The sequence below is a fragment of the Streptomyces sp. NPDC005648 genome (genome assembly GCF_040605395.1).
In the GTDB taxonomy this organism is placed as follows: Bacteria; Actinomycetota; Actinomycetes; order Streptomycetales; family Streptomycetaceae; genus Streptomyces.
In genome coordinates this window covers 1-18,044 of sequence record NZ_JBEXCS010000138.1, presented here as the reverse complement: position 1 = coordinate 18,044, position 18,044 = coordinate 1, and the positions used below count along the sequence as shown (strand labels likewise).

Here is an 18,044-nt window from a genome sequence, read left to right as displayed (position 1 = left end):
GCCGCGTTCTCGACCTGCTCGGGCGAGCCGCCGAGCACCTCGGCGAGGGCGCCCGCCGCCATCGAGCAGGCGGAGCCGACCTCGCCCTGGCAGCCGACCTCGGCGCCGGAGATGGAGGCGTTCTCCTTGAAGAGCATGCCGATGGCGCCGGCCGCGAGCAGGAAGCGGACCACGCCGTCCTCGTCGGCGCCGGGGACGAAGTTGATGTAGTAGTGCAGGACGGCGGGGATGATGCCCGCCGCGCCGTTGGTCGGGGCGGTCACGACCCGTCCGCCCGCCGCGTTCTCCTCGTTCACGGCCATCGCGTAGAGCGTGATCCACTCCATGGCGTGGGCCAACGGGTCGCCCTCCGCCCGGAGTTGACGTGCGGAGACGGCGGCCCGGCGGCGGACCTTCAGACCGCCCGGCAGGATGCCCTCGCGGGACATGCCCCGGGACACACAGGCCTGCATGACCCGCCAGATCTCCAGCAGGCCTGCCCTGATCTCGTCCTCGGTGCGCCAGGCCCGCTCGTTCTCCAGCATCAGCGAGGAGATCGACAGCCCGGTCTCGCTGGTCAGACGCAACAGCTCGTCACCGGTGCGGAAAGGATACTTCAGCACGGTGTCGTCGAGTTTGATCCGGTCCGCGCCCACCGCGTCCTCGTCGACGACGAACCCGCCGCCCACCGAGTAGTACGTCTTCGACAGCAGCTCGGCGCCCGAGGCGTCGTAGGCCCAGAGCGTCATGCCGTTGGCGTGGTACGGGAGGGCCTTGCGGCGGTGCAGCTTCAGGTCGTCGTCGAAGGAGAACGGGATCTCGTGCGTCCCGAGCAGCCGGATACGGCCGGACTCCCTGATCCGCTCCACCCCGTCGTCCGCCGTCTCGACGTCCACGGTCCGCGGCGAGGCGCCCTCCAGGCCGAGCAGCACCGCCTTGGGGGTGCCGTGGCCGTGGCCGGTCGCGCCCAGGGAGCCGTAGAGCTCGCAACGCACGGACGCGACGGAGCCCAGCAGCTCCTCGTTGCGCAGACGGCGGGCGAACATGCGGGCCGCGCGCATCGGTCCCACCGTGTGGGAGCTCGACGGGCCGATGCCGATCGAGAACAGGTCGAAGACCGAGATGGCCACGGGAACTCCTCCGAGAAGGGCGGGGGCACACGTCGTCGGGTGCCCCCACCGGGGAACTACTTGTTCAGACCGGGGTACAGCGGGTGCTTGTCGGCAAGCGCCTTCACCCGGGCCTTCAGCGCCTCCGCGTCGTCCTTCCCGAAGGGAGAGGGCGCCTTCAGCGTCTCGGCGATGACGTCCGCGACCTCGGTGAAGTCCTCGGCCGTGAAGCCGCGGGTCGCCAGGGCCGGCGTACCGATCCGCAGACCCGAGGTCACCATCGGCGGGCGCGGGTCGTTGGGGACGGCGTTGCGGTTGACCGTGATGCCGACCTCGTGGAGACGGTCCTCGGCCTGCTGTCCGTCCAGCTCGGACGCGCGCAGGTCGACGAGGATCAGGTGCACGTCCGTGCCGCCGGACAGGACGTTCACCCCGGCCTCGCGGGCGTCGGCGGCCGTCAGCCGCTCGGCGAGGATGCGCGCACCGTCCACCGTACGCCGCTGGCGCTCCTTGAACTCCTCGCCCGCCGCGACCTTGAAGGACACCGCCTTCGCCGCGATCACATGCTCCAGCGGACCGCCCTGGAAGCCCGGGAAGACGGACGAGTTCAGCTTCTTCGCGAACTCCTGCCGGGCGAGGATGATCCCGCCGCGCGGGCCGCCGAGCGTCTTGTGCGTGGTGGACGTGACGACATCGGCGTACTCGACCGGGTTGGGGTGCAGCCCGGCCGCGACCAGACCCGCGAAGTGCGCCATGTCGACCCACAGGTGGGCGCCGACCGCGTCCGCGATCCGGCGGAACTCGGCGAAGTCCAGCTGCCGCGGGTACGCCGACCAGCCGGCGATGATCACCTTCGGCCGGTGCTCGGTGGCCAGCTTCTCCAGCTCGGCCATGTCGACCAGGCCGGTCTCCTCGTCGACGTGGTAGGCGACCACATGGAACTGCTTGCCGGAGAAGTTCAGCCGCATCCCGTGGGTGAGATGGCCGCCGTGGGCGAGGTCCAGGCCCAGGATGGTGTCGCCGGGCTGGGCCAGCGCGAACAGCGCGGCCTGGTTGGCGGAGGCCCCCGAGTGCGGCTGGACGTTGGCGTACTCCGCGCCGAACAGCTCCTTGAGGCGGTCGATGGCGATCTGCTCGGCCACGTCGACGTGCTCGCAGCCGCCGTAGTAGCGCCGGCCGGGGTAGCCCTCGGCGTACTTGTTGGTCAGGACCGAGCCCTGGGCCTCCATCACCGCGAGCGGCGCGAAGTTCTCGGACGCGATCATCTCGAGGGTGGACTGCTGGCGCTCCAGCTCGGCGTCGACCGCGGCGGCGATCTCCGGGTCGAGCTCATGCAGAGGGGTGTTGAGAACGGACATCAGGCGGTACGACTCCTCAGCCGGCGTTCTGGGCGGTGTACTCGTCGGCGGAGAGCAGGTCGGACGGCTCTTCGGTGACCCGGACCCTGAACAGCCAACCGCCCTCGAAGGGAGCCGAGTTGACCAGGGACGGGTCGTTGACGACGTCCTCGTTGATCTCGGTGACCTCACCGGTGACGGGGGAGTACAGGTCACTGACCGACTTGGTCGACTCCAGCTCGCCGCAGGTCTCGCCCGCGGTCACGGCGGAGCCCACCTCGGGAAGCTGGGCGTAGACGACGTCGCCGAGCGCGTTGGCCGCGAACTCGGTGATGCCGACCGTCGAGACGCCGTCCTCGGCGCCCGACAGCCACTCGTGCTCCTTGCTGTAGCGCAGCTGCTGGGGGTTGCTCATGGCCTGAATTCTCCTGTACGCGGGGGAGTGCTGATGAATGGGGGACTGCTGACCACGCCGGTGAGCAGGGACGATGTGCGCGAGTTCACTGCCCGGGGCATGGCACGTCGGCTACGACGGTGTCACTTGCGCCGCTTGTAGAAGGGCAGCGCCACGACCTCGTACGGCTCGTGACTGCCCCGGATGTCCACGCCCACGCCCGAGGTGCCCGGCGCCGAGTGCGCCGCGTCGACGTAGGCCATCGCGATCGGCTTCCCGAGCGTGGGGGAGGGGGCGCCGGACGTCACCTCGCCGATCACCTCGCCCCCGGCGACCACCGGGTACCCGGCCCGCGGCACCCGCCGCCCCTCGGCGACCAGGCCGACCAGGACGCGCGGCGGGTTCTGCTCGGCGCGCGAGGCGGCCTCGGCGAGCGCCTCGCGCCCCACGAAGTCGCCCTCCTTCTCGAACTTCACCACCCGGCCGAGCCCGGCGTCGAAGGGGGTCAGCGAGGTGCTGAGCTCATGTCCGTACAGCGGCATGCCCGCCTCCAGACGCAGCGTGTCCCGGCAGGACAGCCCGCAGGGGACGAGCCCGACGCCCTCGCCGGCCTCGGTCAGCGCCTGCCACAGCTCGACGGCGTGCCCCGGCTCGACGAACAGCTCGAAGCCGTCCTCGCCGGTGTAGCCGGTGCGCGCGATGAGCGCCGGGATCCCGGCGACCGTCCCGGGCAGACCGGCGTAGTACTTGAGGCCGTCGAGGTCCGCGTCGGAGAGCGACTTGAGGATGCCGGGCGACTCGGGGCCCTGGACGGCGATCAGCGCGTAGGCGTCCCGGTCGTCGCGCACCTCGGCGTCGAAGCCGGACGCCCGCTCCACCAGCGCGTCCAGCACCACCTGGGCGTTGGAGGCGTTGGCGACCACCATGTACTCGGTCTCGGCGAGCCGGTAGACGATCAGGTCGTCGAGGATGCCGCCGTCGGCCCGGCAGATCATGGTGTAGCGGGCGCGGCCGACCCCGACGGACGAGATGTTGCCGACCAGGGCGTGGTCGAGCAGGGCGGAGGCCCGCGGGCCGGTCACGGTGATCTCGCCCATGTGCGAGAGGTCGAAGAGCCCGGCCTTCGTCCGTACGGCGAGGTGCTCGTCGCGTTCGGAGCCGTAGCGCAGCGGCATGTCCCAGCCGGCGAAGTCGGTCATCGTCGCGCCGAGCGAGCGATGCAGGGCGTCGAGCGCGGTACGACGGATATCTGTACTGCTCATCGGACGGATGTCTCCCAGGGCAAAAGGCATGACGGGCGAGGTCGTTCCTCCCCATCTGTCATCGGAACCTGAGAGGTTCGCCATGAAGCCATGGCTTGCACCTTGGGTGGGACCACCGGATCGGTGGTCCGCTTTTCAGATGTGCCTCGCCCGCGCGGTAACGGGGCCTGAGAGATTCAAGGGAGGGACTTGCTCCTTCGGCGCCCCGCAGACTCTGCTGCGGGGACTCTCCCGCGCGGATTCAAACGGCCGGTATGCAGTTGCGCGCACATCATTGCACGCCGACCCCGCCCGCGGCAGGTCACCTCCGCCCCTCCCCTTTGTGACGGGGCTGTGGCCGGAACCGAACGGAACCGCGAGAGACCGTGCATTACCTTCTCTTTACACAAGCAGGGCAGAACCTTTCCTGACCCCGCAGGGAGGACGATCACGGTGAACAGGACCACGGCGTACGCCACGACCTCGGCCGTGGCGCTGCCGAAGCAGCCCACGGCCCCGGCCCGCGAGCGGTGCGAGCGCCCGGTACCGGTCGTCCGCGACCTGCGCGACCGCTCCGGACACAGTCCGCACGCCCTGCTCTTCGGCCCCCGCGACCTCGTCGTCGTCACGGGCCTGCCCGGCAGCGGGAAGTCGACCCTGATGAACCGCGCGGTCAACGGCGTCCGTGTCGACTCCCAGGACACCCGCGACCGCTGGGACGCCCGGGCCCCCGGCTTCCTGCCGTACGCCCTCTACCGCCCCCTGGTCCGCCTGGCCCACTTCGCCGGACTGCGCCGCGCCCTGCGCTCCGGCGAGGGCGTCGTGGTCCACGACTGCGGTACCCAGGCCTGGGTCCGCGACTGGCTGGCCCGTGAGGCCCGCCGCCGGGGCGGCACCCTGCACCTGCTGCTCCTGGACGTCCCGCCGGGCACGGCCCTGGAGGGCCAGCGCGAGCGCGGCCGGGGCGTCTCCCGCTACGCGTTCCTGCGCCACCGCTCGGCAGCGGCCCGCCTCATCCGCTCCGTCGAACGCGGCGACCTGCCCCCGGGCGTGGGCTCGGCGCTGCTGCTGGACCGTCCGGCGGCGGACGTGCTGCGCCGGATCGCCTTCACGAACCGACCCGATGTCGGCTCCACCCGCTAGCCTTTCCTGCCACAGCAGTGGTTCACAGCAGGCGGTCGTAGACAGATGGACTTCCCGGCGGATCTTCCCGCGGACTTTCCCACGCAGGCACACCCCCATCCGCACGGCGGATGGCCCGGCAACGAGCTGGAGGAGGTGCTGTCGGCCTCCTTCGGCATTCCCGCCGCGGGCGGCAGGATCATCGAGGTCCTGGGCCGCAGCTTCCTCTGGATCCCGCTGCCCAACGGCGGCGGCCCGCACAGCGGCCCCCTCGACCTGCCCACGATGGAGATCGAGGGCCAGGCCTATGTCCCGGTCTTCAGCTCCGAGGAGCAGTTCCGCCAGGTCGTGGGCAGCCATATGTCGTACACGATCGCCCCGGCGGTCGAGTTCGCCCGCGGACTGCCCCCGCAGGTGGGCCTGGCCATCAACCCGGACGGCGTGATCGGCGTCCCCGTCCCGCCCCCCGCGGTCGCCGAGCTCTGCCGCGTCGGCCGCACGGTGCTCGACGGCCCCGCCTCCGGCGGCCGGGTGAAGCTCTACGAGCCGGACTGGCAGGACGACCCGATCGACTTCCTGGCCGCCGCGTCCGAGGAGTTCGCCGGCACCGGGGTGGTCGTGACCGCCCGCCGCTGCCTGGCGGCCGTCGAGACGGCGGCGCCCGTCATGTTCGTGGGCGTCGAACTCTCCCAGTGGGAGGGCGACCTGCGCGTGCTCCCCCTCCAGGCCCTGGAACGCGCCGTCACCAGAATCCCCACCCAGTGGCCGGTCAACCTGGTTCTGCTGGACGTCACGGACGACCCGGTGGCCCTGTGGATGCGGGACCAGGTCCGCCCGTTCTACACGAGGGACCACTTCTAGGCGGGGCCGGGGTGACGCCTCCTCAGGGGCGTGGGGCCGTACCGGACATGCGGCTGCCGCCGCGCGAGCGCGACCAGCCACGACGCACCCGCACTCGCGCACGTACGACCAGTCCCGAGTCACTGGGCGCTTAGACTCGTTCCATACAACGGGGCATCGAAAAGAAGGGGCGGTACACGTGAGCGCCAGCGGTACCACGACCGGCACGGTCGAGCACATGCTGCGCCAGGTGACCCCCGGGCGCTACGACGCCTACGAGGCGCTCCTCCGCGCCCTCGCGACCCCCGGCTCCGGCCAGATCTGGATGCTGCTGTGGCACGGCCAGTCCGGCTCCCCCGACGCCCAGTACGGAAACATGGACGTCGAGGGCTACGGCTACGCCCCCTGTGTCACCTCCGCCCAGGAGCTCAGCGCCAGCGGCTGGAACCGCTCGTACGAAGTGGTCGAGGGCATCGACGTGGCCCGCACCCTCTACCCCGACCACTACGGCCTCTGGCTCAACCCGCACGCCCCCGGCGGCGGCGTCGGCATCCCGTGGCTGGACCTGCGCCGTATCGCCACCGGCCTGGACCGCCAGCCCGCCGGCCCGCTGCGCCTGAGCGAACCGACCATCGAGATCCCGCAGTTCTACGGCCTGCTCGTGCAGAACGCCCACCGCACCCCGGCCGTCCGCTCACTGCGCCGCGCCTGGGTGCAGCCGGCGCTGGGGGCGCCGTATCTCGCCATCGGTCTGGACGTCTACGACACCGGCCCCTCCGCCGTCGACTCGGTGCGCGCGATGATGCAGCAGTCCATCGGCGCGGTCCCCGACGGTCTCCCGGTCTCGACGGTCGCGATGTCCGACGAGTACGACCCCGTCGCCCTGTGGATGCGGGCGAGCGCCCGCCCCTTCTACGACCGTGAGGCCCACGCCCCCGCACCGGCCCAGGCGCCGGCGGGCGGCTACGGCTATCCCGGTCCCGGGACCTACTGAGATCGTTCGGCGCCTTCGGCGCTCCCGATGGATCTTCGCGCGTAGATGGACCGGGATAGGGTGATATTCACCCTCTTCGTACCCCATTGTCAGTGTCCGCCCCTCGCGACCAGGCGTCCGGATAACGGAACCCCTCAATCGTCATCACGGTTGCGCATACTTTCTCCATCAGATCTGGCGCGTGATCGCCAGGGCGTTGAAGACTCCCCTGAAGGCGCGAGGCCACCAGTCCTGCAGGCAGGTACCGATCGGTACCAATCGGAGGATCGCCTCACACATCCCGGCCGCACTCATCCGCGGCCACCGCGCAGCAGGTAAGCGAACGAAGCCGCCCACAGCGGCGGACAAAGGCCGGTCACCACCGGCGAGAGGGGTCAGGTCATTGTGACCGCACCGATCGAGACCACGGGGGCGGAAGCCGGAGCGCAGCCCGAGGCCGTGCTCGCCGGGGCCAAGAAGAGCCAGATCGAGGGACGTTCGCTCACCCAGATCGCCTGGACCCGCTTCAAGCGGGACAAGGTGGCCGTGGCCGGCGGCATCGTCGTGATCTGTCTCGTGCTGATGGCCGTCCTGGCCAAGCCGATCGAGTGGGTCTTCGGGCTCGACCCCGACAAGTTCCACCAGGACCTCATCGACCCGGCGCTGCTCGCGCCCAAGGGCGGCTGGGGCGGTATGAGCTGGTCCCACCCGCTCGGTGTCGAGCCGCAGTACGGCCGTGACATGCTCGCCCGCATCATCGACGGCTCCTGGGTCTCGCTGCTCGTCGCCGGCGGCGCCACGCTGCTGTCGGTGGTCATCGGCACCGTCCTGGGTGTCATCGCGGGGTACTACGGCGGCTGGGTGGACGGCTTCATCAACAAGCTGATGGACACCTTCCTCGCCTTCCCGCTGCTCCTGTTCGCCATCGCCATCTCCGCCTCCGTGCAGGACGGTTTCTTCGGTCTGAACGGTCTGTCGCTGCGCATCTGCGTGCTGATCTTCGTGATCGGCTTCTTCAGCTGGCCGTACATCGGCCGTATCGTGCGCGCCCAGACGATGAGCCTGCGCAGGCGGGAGTTCATCGAGGCGGCCCAGAGTCTCGGAGCCCGTGGTCCCTACGTGCTGTTCCGGGAACTGCTCCCCAATCTCGTCGCACCGATCCTCGTCTACTCGACGCTGATCATCCCGACGAACATCCTCTTCGAGGCCGCGCTGAGCTTCCTCGGAGTCGGCATCGCTCCGCCGCAGGCCTCCTGGGGCGGGATGCTCAGCAACGCCGTGGATCTCTACACAGCGGATCCGCAGTACATGTTCGTGCCCGGACTGGCGATCTTCATCACCGTCCTGGCCTTCAATCTGCTGGGTGACGGGCTGCGTGACGCACTCGACCCTCGCAGCAAGTGATCCATCGATAGAGGGGGCATTCCTCACGTGAAGACGAGAAGGGTTACCGCCGCCGTGGCGTCGGTGCTGGCACTCTCGCTGGGCGCTGCCGCATGCGGCGGAAGCAGCAAGGACAGCAGCGGCGGTGGCGGCAGCGGCAAGAAGGACGCGGCGCTCGACGCCATCGTCAACGTGTCGAACAAGAAGGGGGGTTCGGTCACGCTGGAGGACTCCGACGTGCCGGACTCCCTGGACCCGGGCAACACGTACTACGGGTTCGTGCAGAACTTCTCGCGCCTCTACGCGCGTACGCTCGTCACGTTCAAGCCGGCCGCCGGCAAGGCGGGCCTCCAGGTCGTCCCCGACCTGGCGGAGTCCCTGGGCAAGCCCAGCGCCGACGCGAAGACGTGGACGTACACCCTGCGTTCGGGCCTGAAGTTCGACGACGGCACGCCGATCACGTCCAAGGACGTGAAGTACGCCATCGAGCGCTCCAACTTCGCGCCCGAGGCCCTGTCCAACGGCCCCACGTACTTCAAGGCCTACCTCCAGGGTGGCGACAAGTACCAGGGTCCGTACAAGGACAAGTCCGCCGACGGCCTGAAGTCGATCGAGACCCCGGACGACCGGACGATCGTGTTCAAGCTGAACCAGCCGTTCGCCGACTTCGACTACCTGGCGACCTTCTCTCAGACGGCCCCCGTGCCGCAGGCGAAGGACGACGGCGCGAAGTACGTCCAGCACATCGTGTCCTCGGGCCCCTACAAGTTCCAGTCGTACGAGGAGGGCCGCAGCGCCACCCTCGTCCGCAACACGAACTGGGACCAGAAGACCGACCCGGTCCGCAAGGCCCTGCCGGACAAGATCACCGTCCAGTTCAAGGTCAACCCGGTCACCATCGACAACAACCTGCTGGCCGACAAGATCACGGCTGACATCGCGGGTACCGGCGTCCAGCCGCAGACCCAGCCGAAGGTGCTCAGCGGCAAGTACGCCAAGCAGACGGACAACTCCTACGCGGGTGCGACCTCGTACATCGCGCTGAACGTCAACGTGGCGCCGTTCGACAACGTCCACTGCCGCAAGGCCGTGAACTGGGCGATCGACAAGCAGTCGGTCCTCGACGCCATCGGCGGTTCGCCGAAGGGCGACGTGGCCACCACGCTGCTGCCGCCGTCGGTCAACGGCTACACCAAGTTCGACGAGTACCCGTCCGCCGGGCACAAGGGTGACGCGGCCAAGGCCAAGGAGGAGCTCAAGCTCTGCGGCAAGCCGAACGGCTTCTCCACCACGCTGACCGCCCGTTCGGACCGTCCCGCCGAGATCGCGCAGGCCACGGCCATCCAGAACTCGCTCAAGAGCGTCGGCATCAACGTCGACATCAAGCAGTTCCCCTCCGGCAAGTACTTCGCGAACTTCGCCGGTGTCCCGAGCTACGTCCACCAGCACAAGCTGGGCATGCTCTCCATGGCGTGGGGTGCCGACTGGCCGACCGGCTACGGCTTCCTGGACCAGATCGTGGACGGCGCTGCCATCAAGCCCTCGGGCGGCAACAACCTGATGGAGCTGAACGACCCGAAGATCAACCAGGCTCTGAAGTCCGCCATCGCCAACACCGACTCCGCCGCCCGGACCAAGGCCTGGGGCGACATCGACAAGCTGGTCATGGACAACGGCTCGGTCGTTCCGCTGGTCTACCGCAAGAACCTCTTGTTCCGGCCGACGTCCGCGACCAATGTGACGGTCACCCAGGCGTACCTCGGTATGTACGACTACCTGCTGCTGAGCTCGTCGAAGTAAGCACAGGCCGGATTCCCCTGAAAGGCAGGTGAAGGCTCCGGGCGGTCGGGACGGAAAACCCCGTCCCGGCCGCTCGGAGCCGGACAGCTGTGGCTGCGTACATCATCCGACGCGTCTTCGGCGCATTGGTACTGCTGCTGGTGGTCAGCGCAGTCACCTTCGCCATCTTCTTCCTGGTCCCTCGTCTAGGCGGCCAGACGGCCACCCAGCTGGCCACCCAGTACGTCGGCAAGGACGCCAATCCCGAGTCCGTCGCCGCGATCAAGAAGAACCTGGGCTTCGACCAGCCCATCGTCATCCAGTACTGGGACTACCTCAAGGGCCTGTTCGTAGGCGCCGACTACAAGTTCGGCCCCGATGCGTCGCACTGCAGCGCGCCCTGCTTCGGCTACTCCTTCAAGAGTCACGTCGAGGTCTGGCCCCAGCTCACCCAGCGCATCCCGGTCTCCTTCTCGCTGGCCGTCGGTGCGGCCGTGATCTGGGTGATCTTCGGTGTGACGACCGGTGTCATCTCGGCGCTGCGCAAGGGCAAGCCGATCGACCGCATCTCCATGTTCATCGCGCTCGCCGGCGTCTCGCTCCCGATCTTCTTCACCGGCCAGGTGATCAACGCGCTCTTCGTCTACCAGTGGCCCATCTGGGACAGCACGGACTATGTGCCGTTCACCCAGAACCCGGCCGACTGGGCCTGGCATCTGCTGCTGCCGTGGATCAGCCTCGCGTTCCTCTTCTCCGCCCTCTACGCCCGGCTCACCCGGGCGGGCATGCTGGAGACCATGGGCGAGGACTACATCCGCACGGCGCGGGCCAAGGGCCTCAAGGAGCGCACGGTGGTGACCAAGCACGGTCTGCGGGCCGCGCTGACCCCCATCGTCACCATCTTCGGCATGGACTTCGGCACTCTGATCGGCACGGCGGTGCTGACGGAGACGGTGTTCTCCCTGCAGGGCATCGGCGCCTACTCGATCCAGGCGATCAAGGACAACGACCTGCCCATCGTGATGGGCGTGACCCTGGTCGCCGCGTTCTTCATCGTCTTCTGCAATCTCCTCGTCGACCTGGTCTACGCAGCCATCGACCCCCGCGTGAGGTACTCGTGAGCAAGCTCGAAAAGGCGGCGCTGGGCGAACCGGCCCCCGTCGCCCCGTCCGGCGCCGACGACGCGTTCCTCTCCGTCCGCGATCTGCGTATCCACTTCGACACCTTCGACGGTCTCGTCAAGTCGGTCGACGGCGTCAGCTTCGACCTGCGCCGCGGCCAGACCCTGGGCATCGTCGGTGAGTCCGGCTCCGGCAAGTCGGTGACCTCGCTGGGCATCATGGGCCTGCACCGCTCGTCCACCAACGCCAAGGTCTCCGGCGAGGTCTGGCTGGACGGCGAGGAGCTGATCGGCGCCGACCCCGACGACGTGCGCCGGCTGCGCGGCCGCAAGATGGCGATGATCTTCCAGGACCCGCTGTCGGCGATGCACCCGTTCTACAGCGTCGGACAGCAGATCATCGAGGCCTACCGGGTCCACCACGACGTGTCCAAGAAGGTGGCCAAGCAGCGGGCCGTCGAGATGCTGGACCGTGTGGGCATCCCGGAGCCGGCCAAGCGCGTGGACGGTTTCCCGCACGAGTTCTCCGGCGGTATGCGCCAGCGTGCGATGATCGCGATGTCGCTGGTCAACAACCCCGAGCTGCTCATCGCGGACGAGCCGACGACCGCCCTGGACGTGACCGTCCAGGCGCAGATCCTCGACCTGATCCGGGATCTGCAGAAGGAGTTCGGCTCCGCGGTCATCATGATCACGCACGACCTCGGGGTCGTCGCCGAGATGGCCGACGAGCTGCTGGTCATGTACGCGGGCCGGCCCGTGGAGCGGGGCCCGGCCGAGTCGGTGTTCTCCGAGCCCCGCCACCCCTACACCTGGGGCCTGCTCGGCTCGATGCCGCGTCTGGACCGTGAGGACACCGACCGGCTCATCCCGATCCAGGGCTCCCCGCCCTCGCTGATCAACGTCCCGGACGGCTGCCCCTTCAACCCGCGCTGCCCCTACGCCGACATTCCCAAGGACAACGTCACCCGCACGGTCCGCCCCGAGCTGACCGAGGTCGGCGGCCAGCACTGGGCCGCCTGCCACATGACGCAGGAGCAGCGGGAGCGTATCTGGACCGAAGAGATTGCGCCGAAGCTGTGAGCGACGAAAAAGAAGCGACCATCCCCGCGCAGAGTGACGGTGCCACCCTCACCGAGGACGCCTCCGAACACGAGGTCCTGCTGAAGGTGTCGGGGCTGCAGAAGCACTTCCCGATCCGCAAGGGTCTGCTCCAGCGGCAGACCGGTGCGGTGCGCGCCGTCGACGGCATCGACTTCGAGGTCCGCAAGGGCGAGACCCTCGGCGTCGTGGGCGAGTCGGGCTGCGGCAAGTCCACGATGGGCCGGCTGATCACCCGGCTGCTCGAACCGACCGGCGGTACGGTCGAGTTCGAGGGCAGGGACATCACGCACCTCGGCGTCAGCGGTATGCGGCCGCTCCGCCGCGATGTGCAGATGATCTTCCAGGACCCGTACTCCTCGCTCAACCCGCGCCACACCATCGGCACGATCGTCGGGGCTCCCTTCCGGCTGCAGGGCGTCGAGCCCGAGGGCGGCGTCAAGAAGGAGGTCCAGCGGCTGCTGTCGGTCGTGGGCCTCAACCCCGAGCACTACAACCGCTATCCGCACGAGTTCTCCGGCGGTCAGCGCCAGCGCATCGGCATCGCCCGCGCGCTCGCCCTGAACCCCAAGCTGGTCGTGGCGGACGAGCCGGTCTCGGCGCTGGACGTGTCGATCCAGGCTCAGGTCGTGAACCTGCTGGACGACCTCCAGTCGGAACTGGGCCTGACCTATGTGATCATCGCGCACGACCTCTCGGTGGTCCGGCACGTCTCGGACCGCATCGCGGTGATGTACCTGGGCAAGATCGTCGAACTGGCGGACCGTGACGCGCTGTACAGGGCGCCGATGCACCCGTACACCAAGGCGCTCATGTCCGCGGTGCCGATCCCGGACCCGAAGCGGAAGCACACCAAGAGCGAGCGCATCCTGCTCAGGGGCGACGTGCCCTCGCCGATCTCCCCGCCGAGCGGCTGCCGGTTCCACACCCGGTGCTGGAAGGCGACGGAGATCTGCAAGACGACCGAGCCCCCGCTCATCGAGCTCCGCCCCGGCCAGCAGGTCGCCTGCCACCACCCGGAGAACTTCGAGGACCAGGCCCCGCAGGACACCGTGCTGCTGACCGCGGCCAAGGAGGCGGCCGAGCTGGTCGCCCCCGCCGAGGAGGGCGACGAGCCGGCCGGTGAGCCGGCCGGCGGCGCGACCGAGGACTCGGCCGATGCCTCGACGGGCGACTCCGCCGAAGCGGAATCCGGAAGCCAGGAGTCAACCGACAAGTAGCACATGACAAGTTGGTAAAGTCATGTACATGCCTGAATGGGGGAGTGCAGAGTCGCGCGTGTCCGACTGATCGGATCACGCACCGAAGGGACGACTCATGGCACTCTCCCGTTCCGCGCGCTTAGGGGCCGTCGCCACCGCGGCGGCCTCTTTCTTCGTCATCGCGGCCTCCTCCGCTCCCACCCCAGGAGCGCCCGGCATCGGCGACCCCTACTTCCCGAACCTCGGCAACGGTGGCTTCGACGCCCGTCACTACACCCTCGACGTGGCGTACAACCCCGACACCGACCGCCTCGACGGCCGTACGACCCTCACGGCCCGCGCCACCCAGAACCTCTCCGCCTTCGACCTGGACCTGCAGAAGCTGGAGGTCACCGGGGTCGAAGTGAACGGCAGACGTGCCCAGTTCACCCGGGACGGCGACGAACTGCGCGTCACCCCGAGGGGATTCCTGCGCGAGGGCCACGACTTCCAGGTCACCGTCACCTACGGCGGCGTCCCCGAGCCCCTCAACGGCCCCATCGTCTTCGGCTCCGACTACGGCTGGATGAAGACCCCCGACGGCGTCTTCGTCGCCTGTGAACCCAACGCCGCCTCCACCTGGTTCCCGTCCAGCGACCACCCGGACGACAAGGCCACCTACGACATCCGCATCAAGGCCCCCAAGGGCCTGACCGGCGTCTCCAACGGCCGGCTCGTCTCGACGTACGACAAGGGCGACTCGACGTACACCCACTGGCGTGAGTCCAAGCCCATGGCGACCTACCTCGCGACCGCCACCATCGGCAAGTTCGACGTGAAGACGGGGAAGACCCCCGCCGGCATCCCGATCTACGTCGCCATCGACCCGGTGCTCGCGAACAGCAACAACGTGGACGTGTACGCCGTCACGGCCGCCGCCACCGACTACTGGCAGCAGGTCTTCGGGCCGTACCCCTTCGAGGAGACCGGCGCGATCGTCGACGACATGCCCCAGGCCGGGTTCTCACTGGAGGTGCAGAGCAAGCCCGCGTACTCGGCCGTGCGCAACGAGACCACGATCGTGCACGAACTGGCCCACCAGTGGTTCGGCGACTCGGTCTCCGTGGAGCGCTGGAAGGACATCTGGCTCAACGAGGGCTTCGCCACCTACGCCCAGTGGCTGTGGGCCGAGCACCAGGGCACCCGCAGCGCCCATGACTCGTTCCTCGCCGCCTACAACTCCCGCCCCGCCGACAACGCGTTCTGGCAGGTCACCGTCGCCGACCCGCAGCGCGACACCATGTTCGCCTCCGCGGTCTACCAGCGCGGCGCGATGACCCTGCAGGCCCTGCGCGAACGCATCGGCGACCAGGCCTTCTTCAAGCTCCTGCCCGCCTGGACCAGGCTCCACCGCTACGGCAACGCGAACACCGCCGAGTTCATCCAGCTCGCGCAGAAGATCAGCGGCCAGGACCTGACCGACCTCTTCCAGAAGTGGATCCACACGACGGGCAAGCCGGCCCTGTAGGACCCCCGAGTAAGAATGGGGGGTGCTCCAACAACTGTTCAGCCCCTCCGTCCAGCACACGCTCGACCTCGTCGGCATCTTCGTGTTCGCCATCTCCGGCGCGCTGCTGGCGGTCCGCAAGAACTTCGACGTCTTCGGCATCGCCGTGCTCGCCGAGGTCACCGCGCTGGGCGGAGGGCTGCTGAGGGACCTGATCATCGGCGCCGTCCCGCCCGCCGCCTTCACGGACCTCGGCTACTTCGTCACCCCGCTGCTCGCCGCGCTGATGGTGGTCTTCCTCCATCCGCACGTCGAGCGCATCCAGGTCGCCGTCAACGTCTTCGACGCGGCCGGCCTCGGCCTGTTCTGCGTCGCCGGGACGACGAAGGCGTACGAGTACGGACTGGGCCTGACCCAGTCCGCCACACTGGGCCTCGCCACCGCCGTCGGCGGCGGTGTGCTCCGGGACGTCCTCGCCAACGAGGTGCCCTCACTGCTGCGCTGGGACCGCGACCTCTACGCGGTCCCCGCCATGGTCGGCGCCACCATGGTCGTCCTCTGTATCCGCTACGACGTCCTCACCCCGCTGACCAGCGGGCTCGCGGTCGTCACCGCCTTCGTCCTGCGCCTGCTCGCGATGCGGTACCACTGGCGAGCGCCGCGTGCGTGGAACCGCCGCTCGACGGTTCGGGAGGAATAGTGCCGCGGGCGCTGTGCTGGCCCATCTGGACCGAGAGCCAGCGGAAGGACGGCACCACCTGCGGCCGCCACAGCGCCATGTTGTGGCCGCCCGCGCTCTTCGGGATGAAGATCACATGTACGGTCGTGGGGGCCTTCGCGGCCTGTTCCAGGGCGATGCCCGCCTCGTAGCCGTCGCGCGGCTGGCCGGAGATGTAGAGGGCGATCCTGGGCGGGGTGCGGGCCCCCTTCAGCAGCAGGTAGGGGTTGTTCTCGGCGCGGATCCGCAGGTTCTGGGCGGCCAGCGAATTGCGTTCGCCGATCGGGTCGTTGTAGCCGGACATGCTGACCGCGGCCATGTAGCGGTCCGGGTGGGCGACGGCCAGCTTCACCGCGCAGTGCGCGCCCGCCGAGTACCCGGAGACCGCCCAGCCCTTGGGCGCGGACTCGGCCCGGAAGTTGTCCATGACCATCTTGGGCACGTCGATGCTGAGCCAGGAGTCGGCGTTGACCGTGCCGGGGATGTTGGCGCAGCCGGTGTCCACGCCGGCCAGCAGGTTGGTGCGCGGTGCGACCAGGATGAACGGCGCGACCTGGCCGTCGCGCATCAGCGGCTCCAGCTGGCGGGTCACATGCAGCGAGCCGAACCAGGCCTTCGCCGAGCCGGGGTAGCCCGGCAGCAGTTCGACGACCGGGAACTTGTGGTGCGCGTACCTCGCCTCGCCGTACTGCGGCGGCAGCCAGACGTAGACCTCGGCGTTCACGCCGGAGACCCGGCCCTTGAGCTGTGTCTCGCGCACCCCGCGCATGCCCGGTCCGCTCGCCGGGGTGAAGGTCTGCTTCACCTTGGGCAACCGTTTCAGCGCTATTCCGCCGGTCCCGTCCGCTCCCAGGTTGGCCGCCTGCTGGACGTGGTTGCCGGTGCCGAGCAGGTCGGCCCAGTTGTCGTAGAGACTGTTGGCGTTGTTGACGAGGACGAAGACCAGGGCGACCGCGGTCCCCTGGGCGAAGATCAGCATCAGCATCCGGGCCGCCGTGCGCAGGGCTTGTGGCCCGCGCACCCGTGACCACAGCACAAGCGGCAGTATCAGGGCGACCGCGAACAGCACGATCAGCGTGTAGAGGAACGGAGTCCCGGTGAGGCTCATGTCCCCATAGAGGGGGCGGAGCGGCCTCGGGTTGAGGACGAGTACGGACACTTACTAAGAAATTGCCGGGATCTCACCCGGGAGAAGGGGGTTCCGGCTCAGTGCTATGTCACATACCACTGAGCCGGACAGCTAAAAGCTACCGCTTAGTAATTACCTGTTGTACGGTTCATCCATGCCAGAAGCAGCCTCCGCGCCGGCCCCCGAGCGGGCCACGATCGGCGACAGCGAGTTCGACCGCGACACCGCGCTCACCCGACGCGCCCCCGGCGTCTACGACATCGACCTGTCCGCCGGCTGGACCATCATCAACGCCGTCAACGGCGGTTACCTCCTGGCCGTCCTGGGCCGCGCCCTCGCGGACGCGCTGCCGCACGCCGACCCCTTCACCATCTCGGCGCACTACCTCACCGCCTCCCAGCCGGGCCCGGCGGTCGTCCGCACCGACGTCGTCCGCACCGGCCGCACCCTCTCCACCGGCCAGGCCTCGCTGTTCCAGTACGACGAGCAGGGCCGCGAGGTGGAACGCCTCCGCGTCCTCGCCTCCTACGGCGACCTGGACTCCCTCCCCGACGACGTCCGCACGACGGCCGCACCGCCCGCGTTCCCGCCGCTGGACGACTGCTTCGGCCCGCAGGACGCATCCGACGTCCCACTGCCGTCGGGCGGTCCCGCGCCGTTGCCCGGCAGCTCCGCCATCGCCGACCGACTGATGATCAAGCTGGACCCGGCCACCCTCGGCTGGGCGCTCGGCGCGCCCTCCGGCAAGGGCGAGATGCGGGCCTGGTTCGGCCTCGCCGACGGCCGCGACGCGGACCCGCTCTCCCTGCTGCTGGCGGTGGACGCCCTTCCGCCCACCGCCTTCGAGATCGGCCTGAAGGGCTGGGTCCCCACGGTCGAGCTCACGGTCCACGTCCGCTGCCGCCCGGCCCCCGGCCCGCTGCGCGTCTCCATCACCACCCGCAACCTGGCCGGCGGCTTCCTGGAGGAGGACGCCGAGGTCTGGGACAGCGCCGACCGCCTGGTCGCCCAGTCCCGCCAGCTCGCCCGGGTCAGGCTCGCCTGAGCGGCTCCCGCCGCGCGTCCGCCAGCTCGGGATAGGCCAGGCACTGCTCGTAGAAGTCGGCCCGGATACCGAGCACGACGAGCAGC

At 69.2% G+C, this 18,044-nt stretch carries 16 protein-coding genes and 1 riboswitch; of the genes, 11 read left to right on the top strand and 5 right to left on the bottom strand.

The window, feature by feature from the left end; all coding sequences use genetic code 11:
* The 4 genes from ABZT17_RS42320 to gcvT form a co-directional block, all read right to left on the bottom strand.
* Positions 1-1,109: L-serine ammonia-lyase (locus ABZT17_RS42320; RefSeq protein WP_356357506.1), on the bottom strand; the 1,109-nt coding region annotated here is incomplete at its 3' end.
* Positions 1,110-1,165: 56 nt separating this feature from the next.
* Complete coding sequence (gene glyA / locus ABZT17_RS42315) at positions 1,166-2,446, bottom strand: serine hydroxymethyltransferase (RefSeq protein WP_356357505.1); 1,281 nt, start codon at positions 2,444-2,446, stop codon at positions 1,166-1,168.
* A gap of 16 nt (positions 2,447-2,462) precedes the next feature.
* The gene (gene gcvH, locus ABZT17_RS42310) at positions 2,463-2,840 is read right to left on the bottom strand and encodes a glycine cleavage system protein GcvH (RefSeq protein WP_356357504.1); all 378 of its coding nucleotides are present in this window, start codon (positions 2,838-2,840) and stop codon (positions 2,463-2,465) included.
* Between the two features lie 122 nt (positions 2,841-2,962).
* Entirely contained in the window at positions 2,963-4,081 is a 1,119-nt protein-coding gene (gene gcvT / locus ABZT17_RS42305; RefSeq protein ID WP_356357503.1) for a glycine cleavage system aminomethyltransferase GcvT, read from the bottom strand.
* A gap of 145 nt (positions 4,082-4,226) precedes the next feature.
* Positions 4,227-4,325, bottom strand: a riboswitch (glycine riboswitch).
* Positions 4,326-4,507: 182 nt separating this feature from the next.
* On the opposite strand from gcvT, the gene ABZT17_RS42300 reads away from it, so the two are divergent.
* From ABZT17_RS42300 to ABZT17_RS42255, 10 genes are all read left to right on the top strand, one after another.
* A complete protein-coding gene (locus ABZT17_RS42300) occupies positions 4,508-5,203 on the top strand; it encodes an AAA family ATPase (protein WP_356357507.1) in 696 nt (231 codons plus the stop codon).
* Between the two features lie 45 nt (positions 5,204-5,248).
* Entirely contained in the window at positions 5,249-6,043 is a 795-nt protein-coding gene (locus ABZT17_RS42295; protein WP_356357502.1) for an enhanced serine sensitivity protein SseB, read from the top strand.
* 178 nt (positions 6,044-6,221) lie between these two features.
* Complete coding sequence (locus ABZT17_RS42290; RefSeq protein WP_356357501.1) at positions 6,222-7,016, top strand: enhanced serine sensitivity protein SseB C-terminal domain-containing protein; 795 nt, start codon at positions 6,222-6,224, stop codon at positions 7,014-7,016.
* A 384-nt stretch (positions 7,017-7,400) separates the two neighbouring features.
* The gene (locus ABZT17_RS42285) at positions 7,401-8,399 is read left to right on the top strand and encodes an ABC transporter permease (RefSeq protein WP_356357500.1); all 999 of its coding nucleotides are present in this window, start codon (positions 7,401-7,403) and stop codon (positions 8,397-8,399) included.
* A 27-nt stretch (positions 8,400-8,426) separates the two neighbouring features.
* Entirely contained in the window at positions 8,427-10,178 is a 1,752-nt protein-coding gene (locus tag ABZT17_RS42280; protein ID WP_356357499.1) for an ABC transporter substrate-binding protein, read from the top strand.
* 89 nt (positions 10,179-10,267) lie between these two features.
* Positions 10,268-11,278 carry an ABC transporter permease gene (locus tag ABZT17_RS42275; RefSeq protein ID WP_356357498.1) on the top strand — a complete coding sequence of 337 codons (1,011 nt, stop codon included), beginning with the start codon at positions 10,268-10,270 and terminating at the stop codon, positions 11,276-11,278.
* A complete protein-coding gene (locus ABZT17_RS42270; RefSeq protein ID WP_356357497.1) occupies positions 11,275-12,360 on the top strand; it encodes an ABC transporter ATP-binding protein in 1,086 nt (361 codons plus the stop codon). Before ABZT17_RS42275 ends, ABZT17_RS42270 begins: the two co-directional genes overlap by 4 nt.
* Positions 12,357-13,598, top strand: a complete 1,242-nt coding sequence (locus ABZT17_RS42265; RefSeq protein WP_356357496.1) for a dipeptide ABC transporter ATP-binding protein — start codon at positions 12,357-12,359, stop codon at positions 13,596-13,598. The genes ABZT17_RS42270 and ABZT17_RS42265 overlap by 4 nt, the downstream gene beginning before the upstream one ends.
* 97 nt (positions 13,599-13,695) lie before the next feature.
* Positions 13,696-15,087: a M1 family metallopeptidase gene (locus ABZT17_RS42260; protein ID WP_356357495.1), complete on the top strand. Its 1,392-nt coding sequence runs from the start codon at positions 13,696-13,698 to the stop codon at positions 15,085-15,087.
* A gap of 22 nt (positions 15,088-15,109) precedes the next feature.
* Positions 15,110-15,766 carry a trimeric intracellular cation channel family protein gene (locus ABZT17_RS42255; protein ID WP_356357494.1) on the top strand — a complete coding sequence of 219 codons (657 nt, stop codon included), beginning with the start codon at positions 15,110-15,112 and terminating at the stop codon, positions 15,764-15,766.
* On the opposite strand, the gene ABZT17_RS42250 is transcribed toward ABZT17_RS42255, so the two are convergent.
* Positions 15,675-16,892 carry an alpha/beta hydrolase-fold protein gene (locus ABZT17_RS42250; RefSeq protein ID WP_356357493.1) on the bottom strand — a complete coding sequence of 406 codons (1,218 nt, stop codon included), beginning with the start codon at positions 16,890-16,892 and terminating at the stop codon, positions 15,675-15,677. The genes ABZT17_RS42255 and ABZT17_RS42250 overlap by 92 nt on opposite strands.
* A 175-nt stretch (positions 16,893-17,067) precedes the next feature.
* Between ABZT17_RS42250 and ABZT17_RS42245 the strand changes: the two genes are divergently transcribed.
* Positions 17,068-17,958, top strand: a complete 891-nt coding sequence (locus ABZT17_RS42245; protein WP_356357492.1) for a thioesterase family protein — start codon at positions 17,068-17,070, stop codon at positions 17,956-17,958.
* Positions 17,959-18,044: the final 86 nt, after the last annotated feature.

Coding starts and splice junctions, on each gene's coding strand:
- ABZT17_RS42295 (WP_356357502.1), top strand. CDS start 5,249: ATGGACTTCCCGGCGGATCTTCCCGCGGACTTTCCCACGCAGGCACAC.
- gcvH (WP_356357504.1), bottom strand. CDS start 2,840: ATGAGCAACCCCCAGCAGCTGCGCTACAGCAAGGAGCACGAGTGGCTG.
- ABZT17_RS42260 (WP_356357495.1), top strand. CDS start 13,696: ATGGCACTCTCCCGTTCCGCGCGCTTAGGGGCCGTCGCCACCGCGGCG.
- glyA (WP_356357505.1), bottom strand. CDS start 2,446: ATGTCCGTTCTCAACACCCCTCTGCATGAGCTCGACCCGGAGATCGCC.
- ABZT17_RS42245 (WP_356357492.1), top strand. CDS start 17,068: ATGCCAGAAGCAGCCTCCGCGCCGGCCCCCGAGCGGGCCACGATCGGC.
- gcvT (WP_356357503.1), bottom strand. CDS start 4,081: ATGAGCAGTACAGATATCCGTCGTACCGCGCTCGACGCCCTGCATCGC.
- ABZT17_RS42250 (WP_356357493.1), bottom strand. CDS start 16,892: ATGAGCCTCACCGGGACTCCGTTCCTCTACACGCTGATCGTGCTGTTC.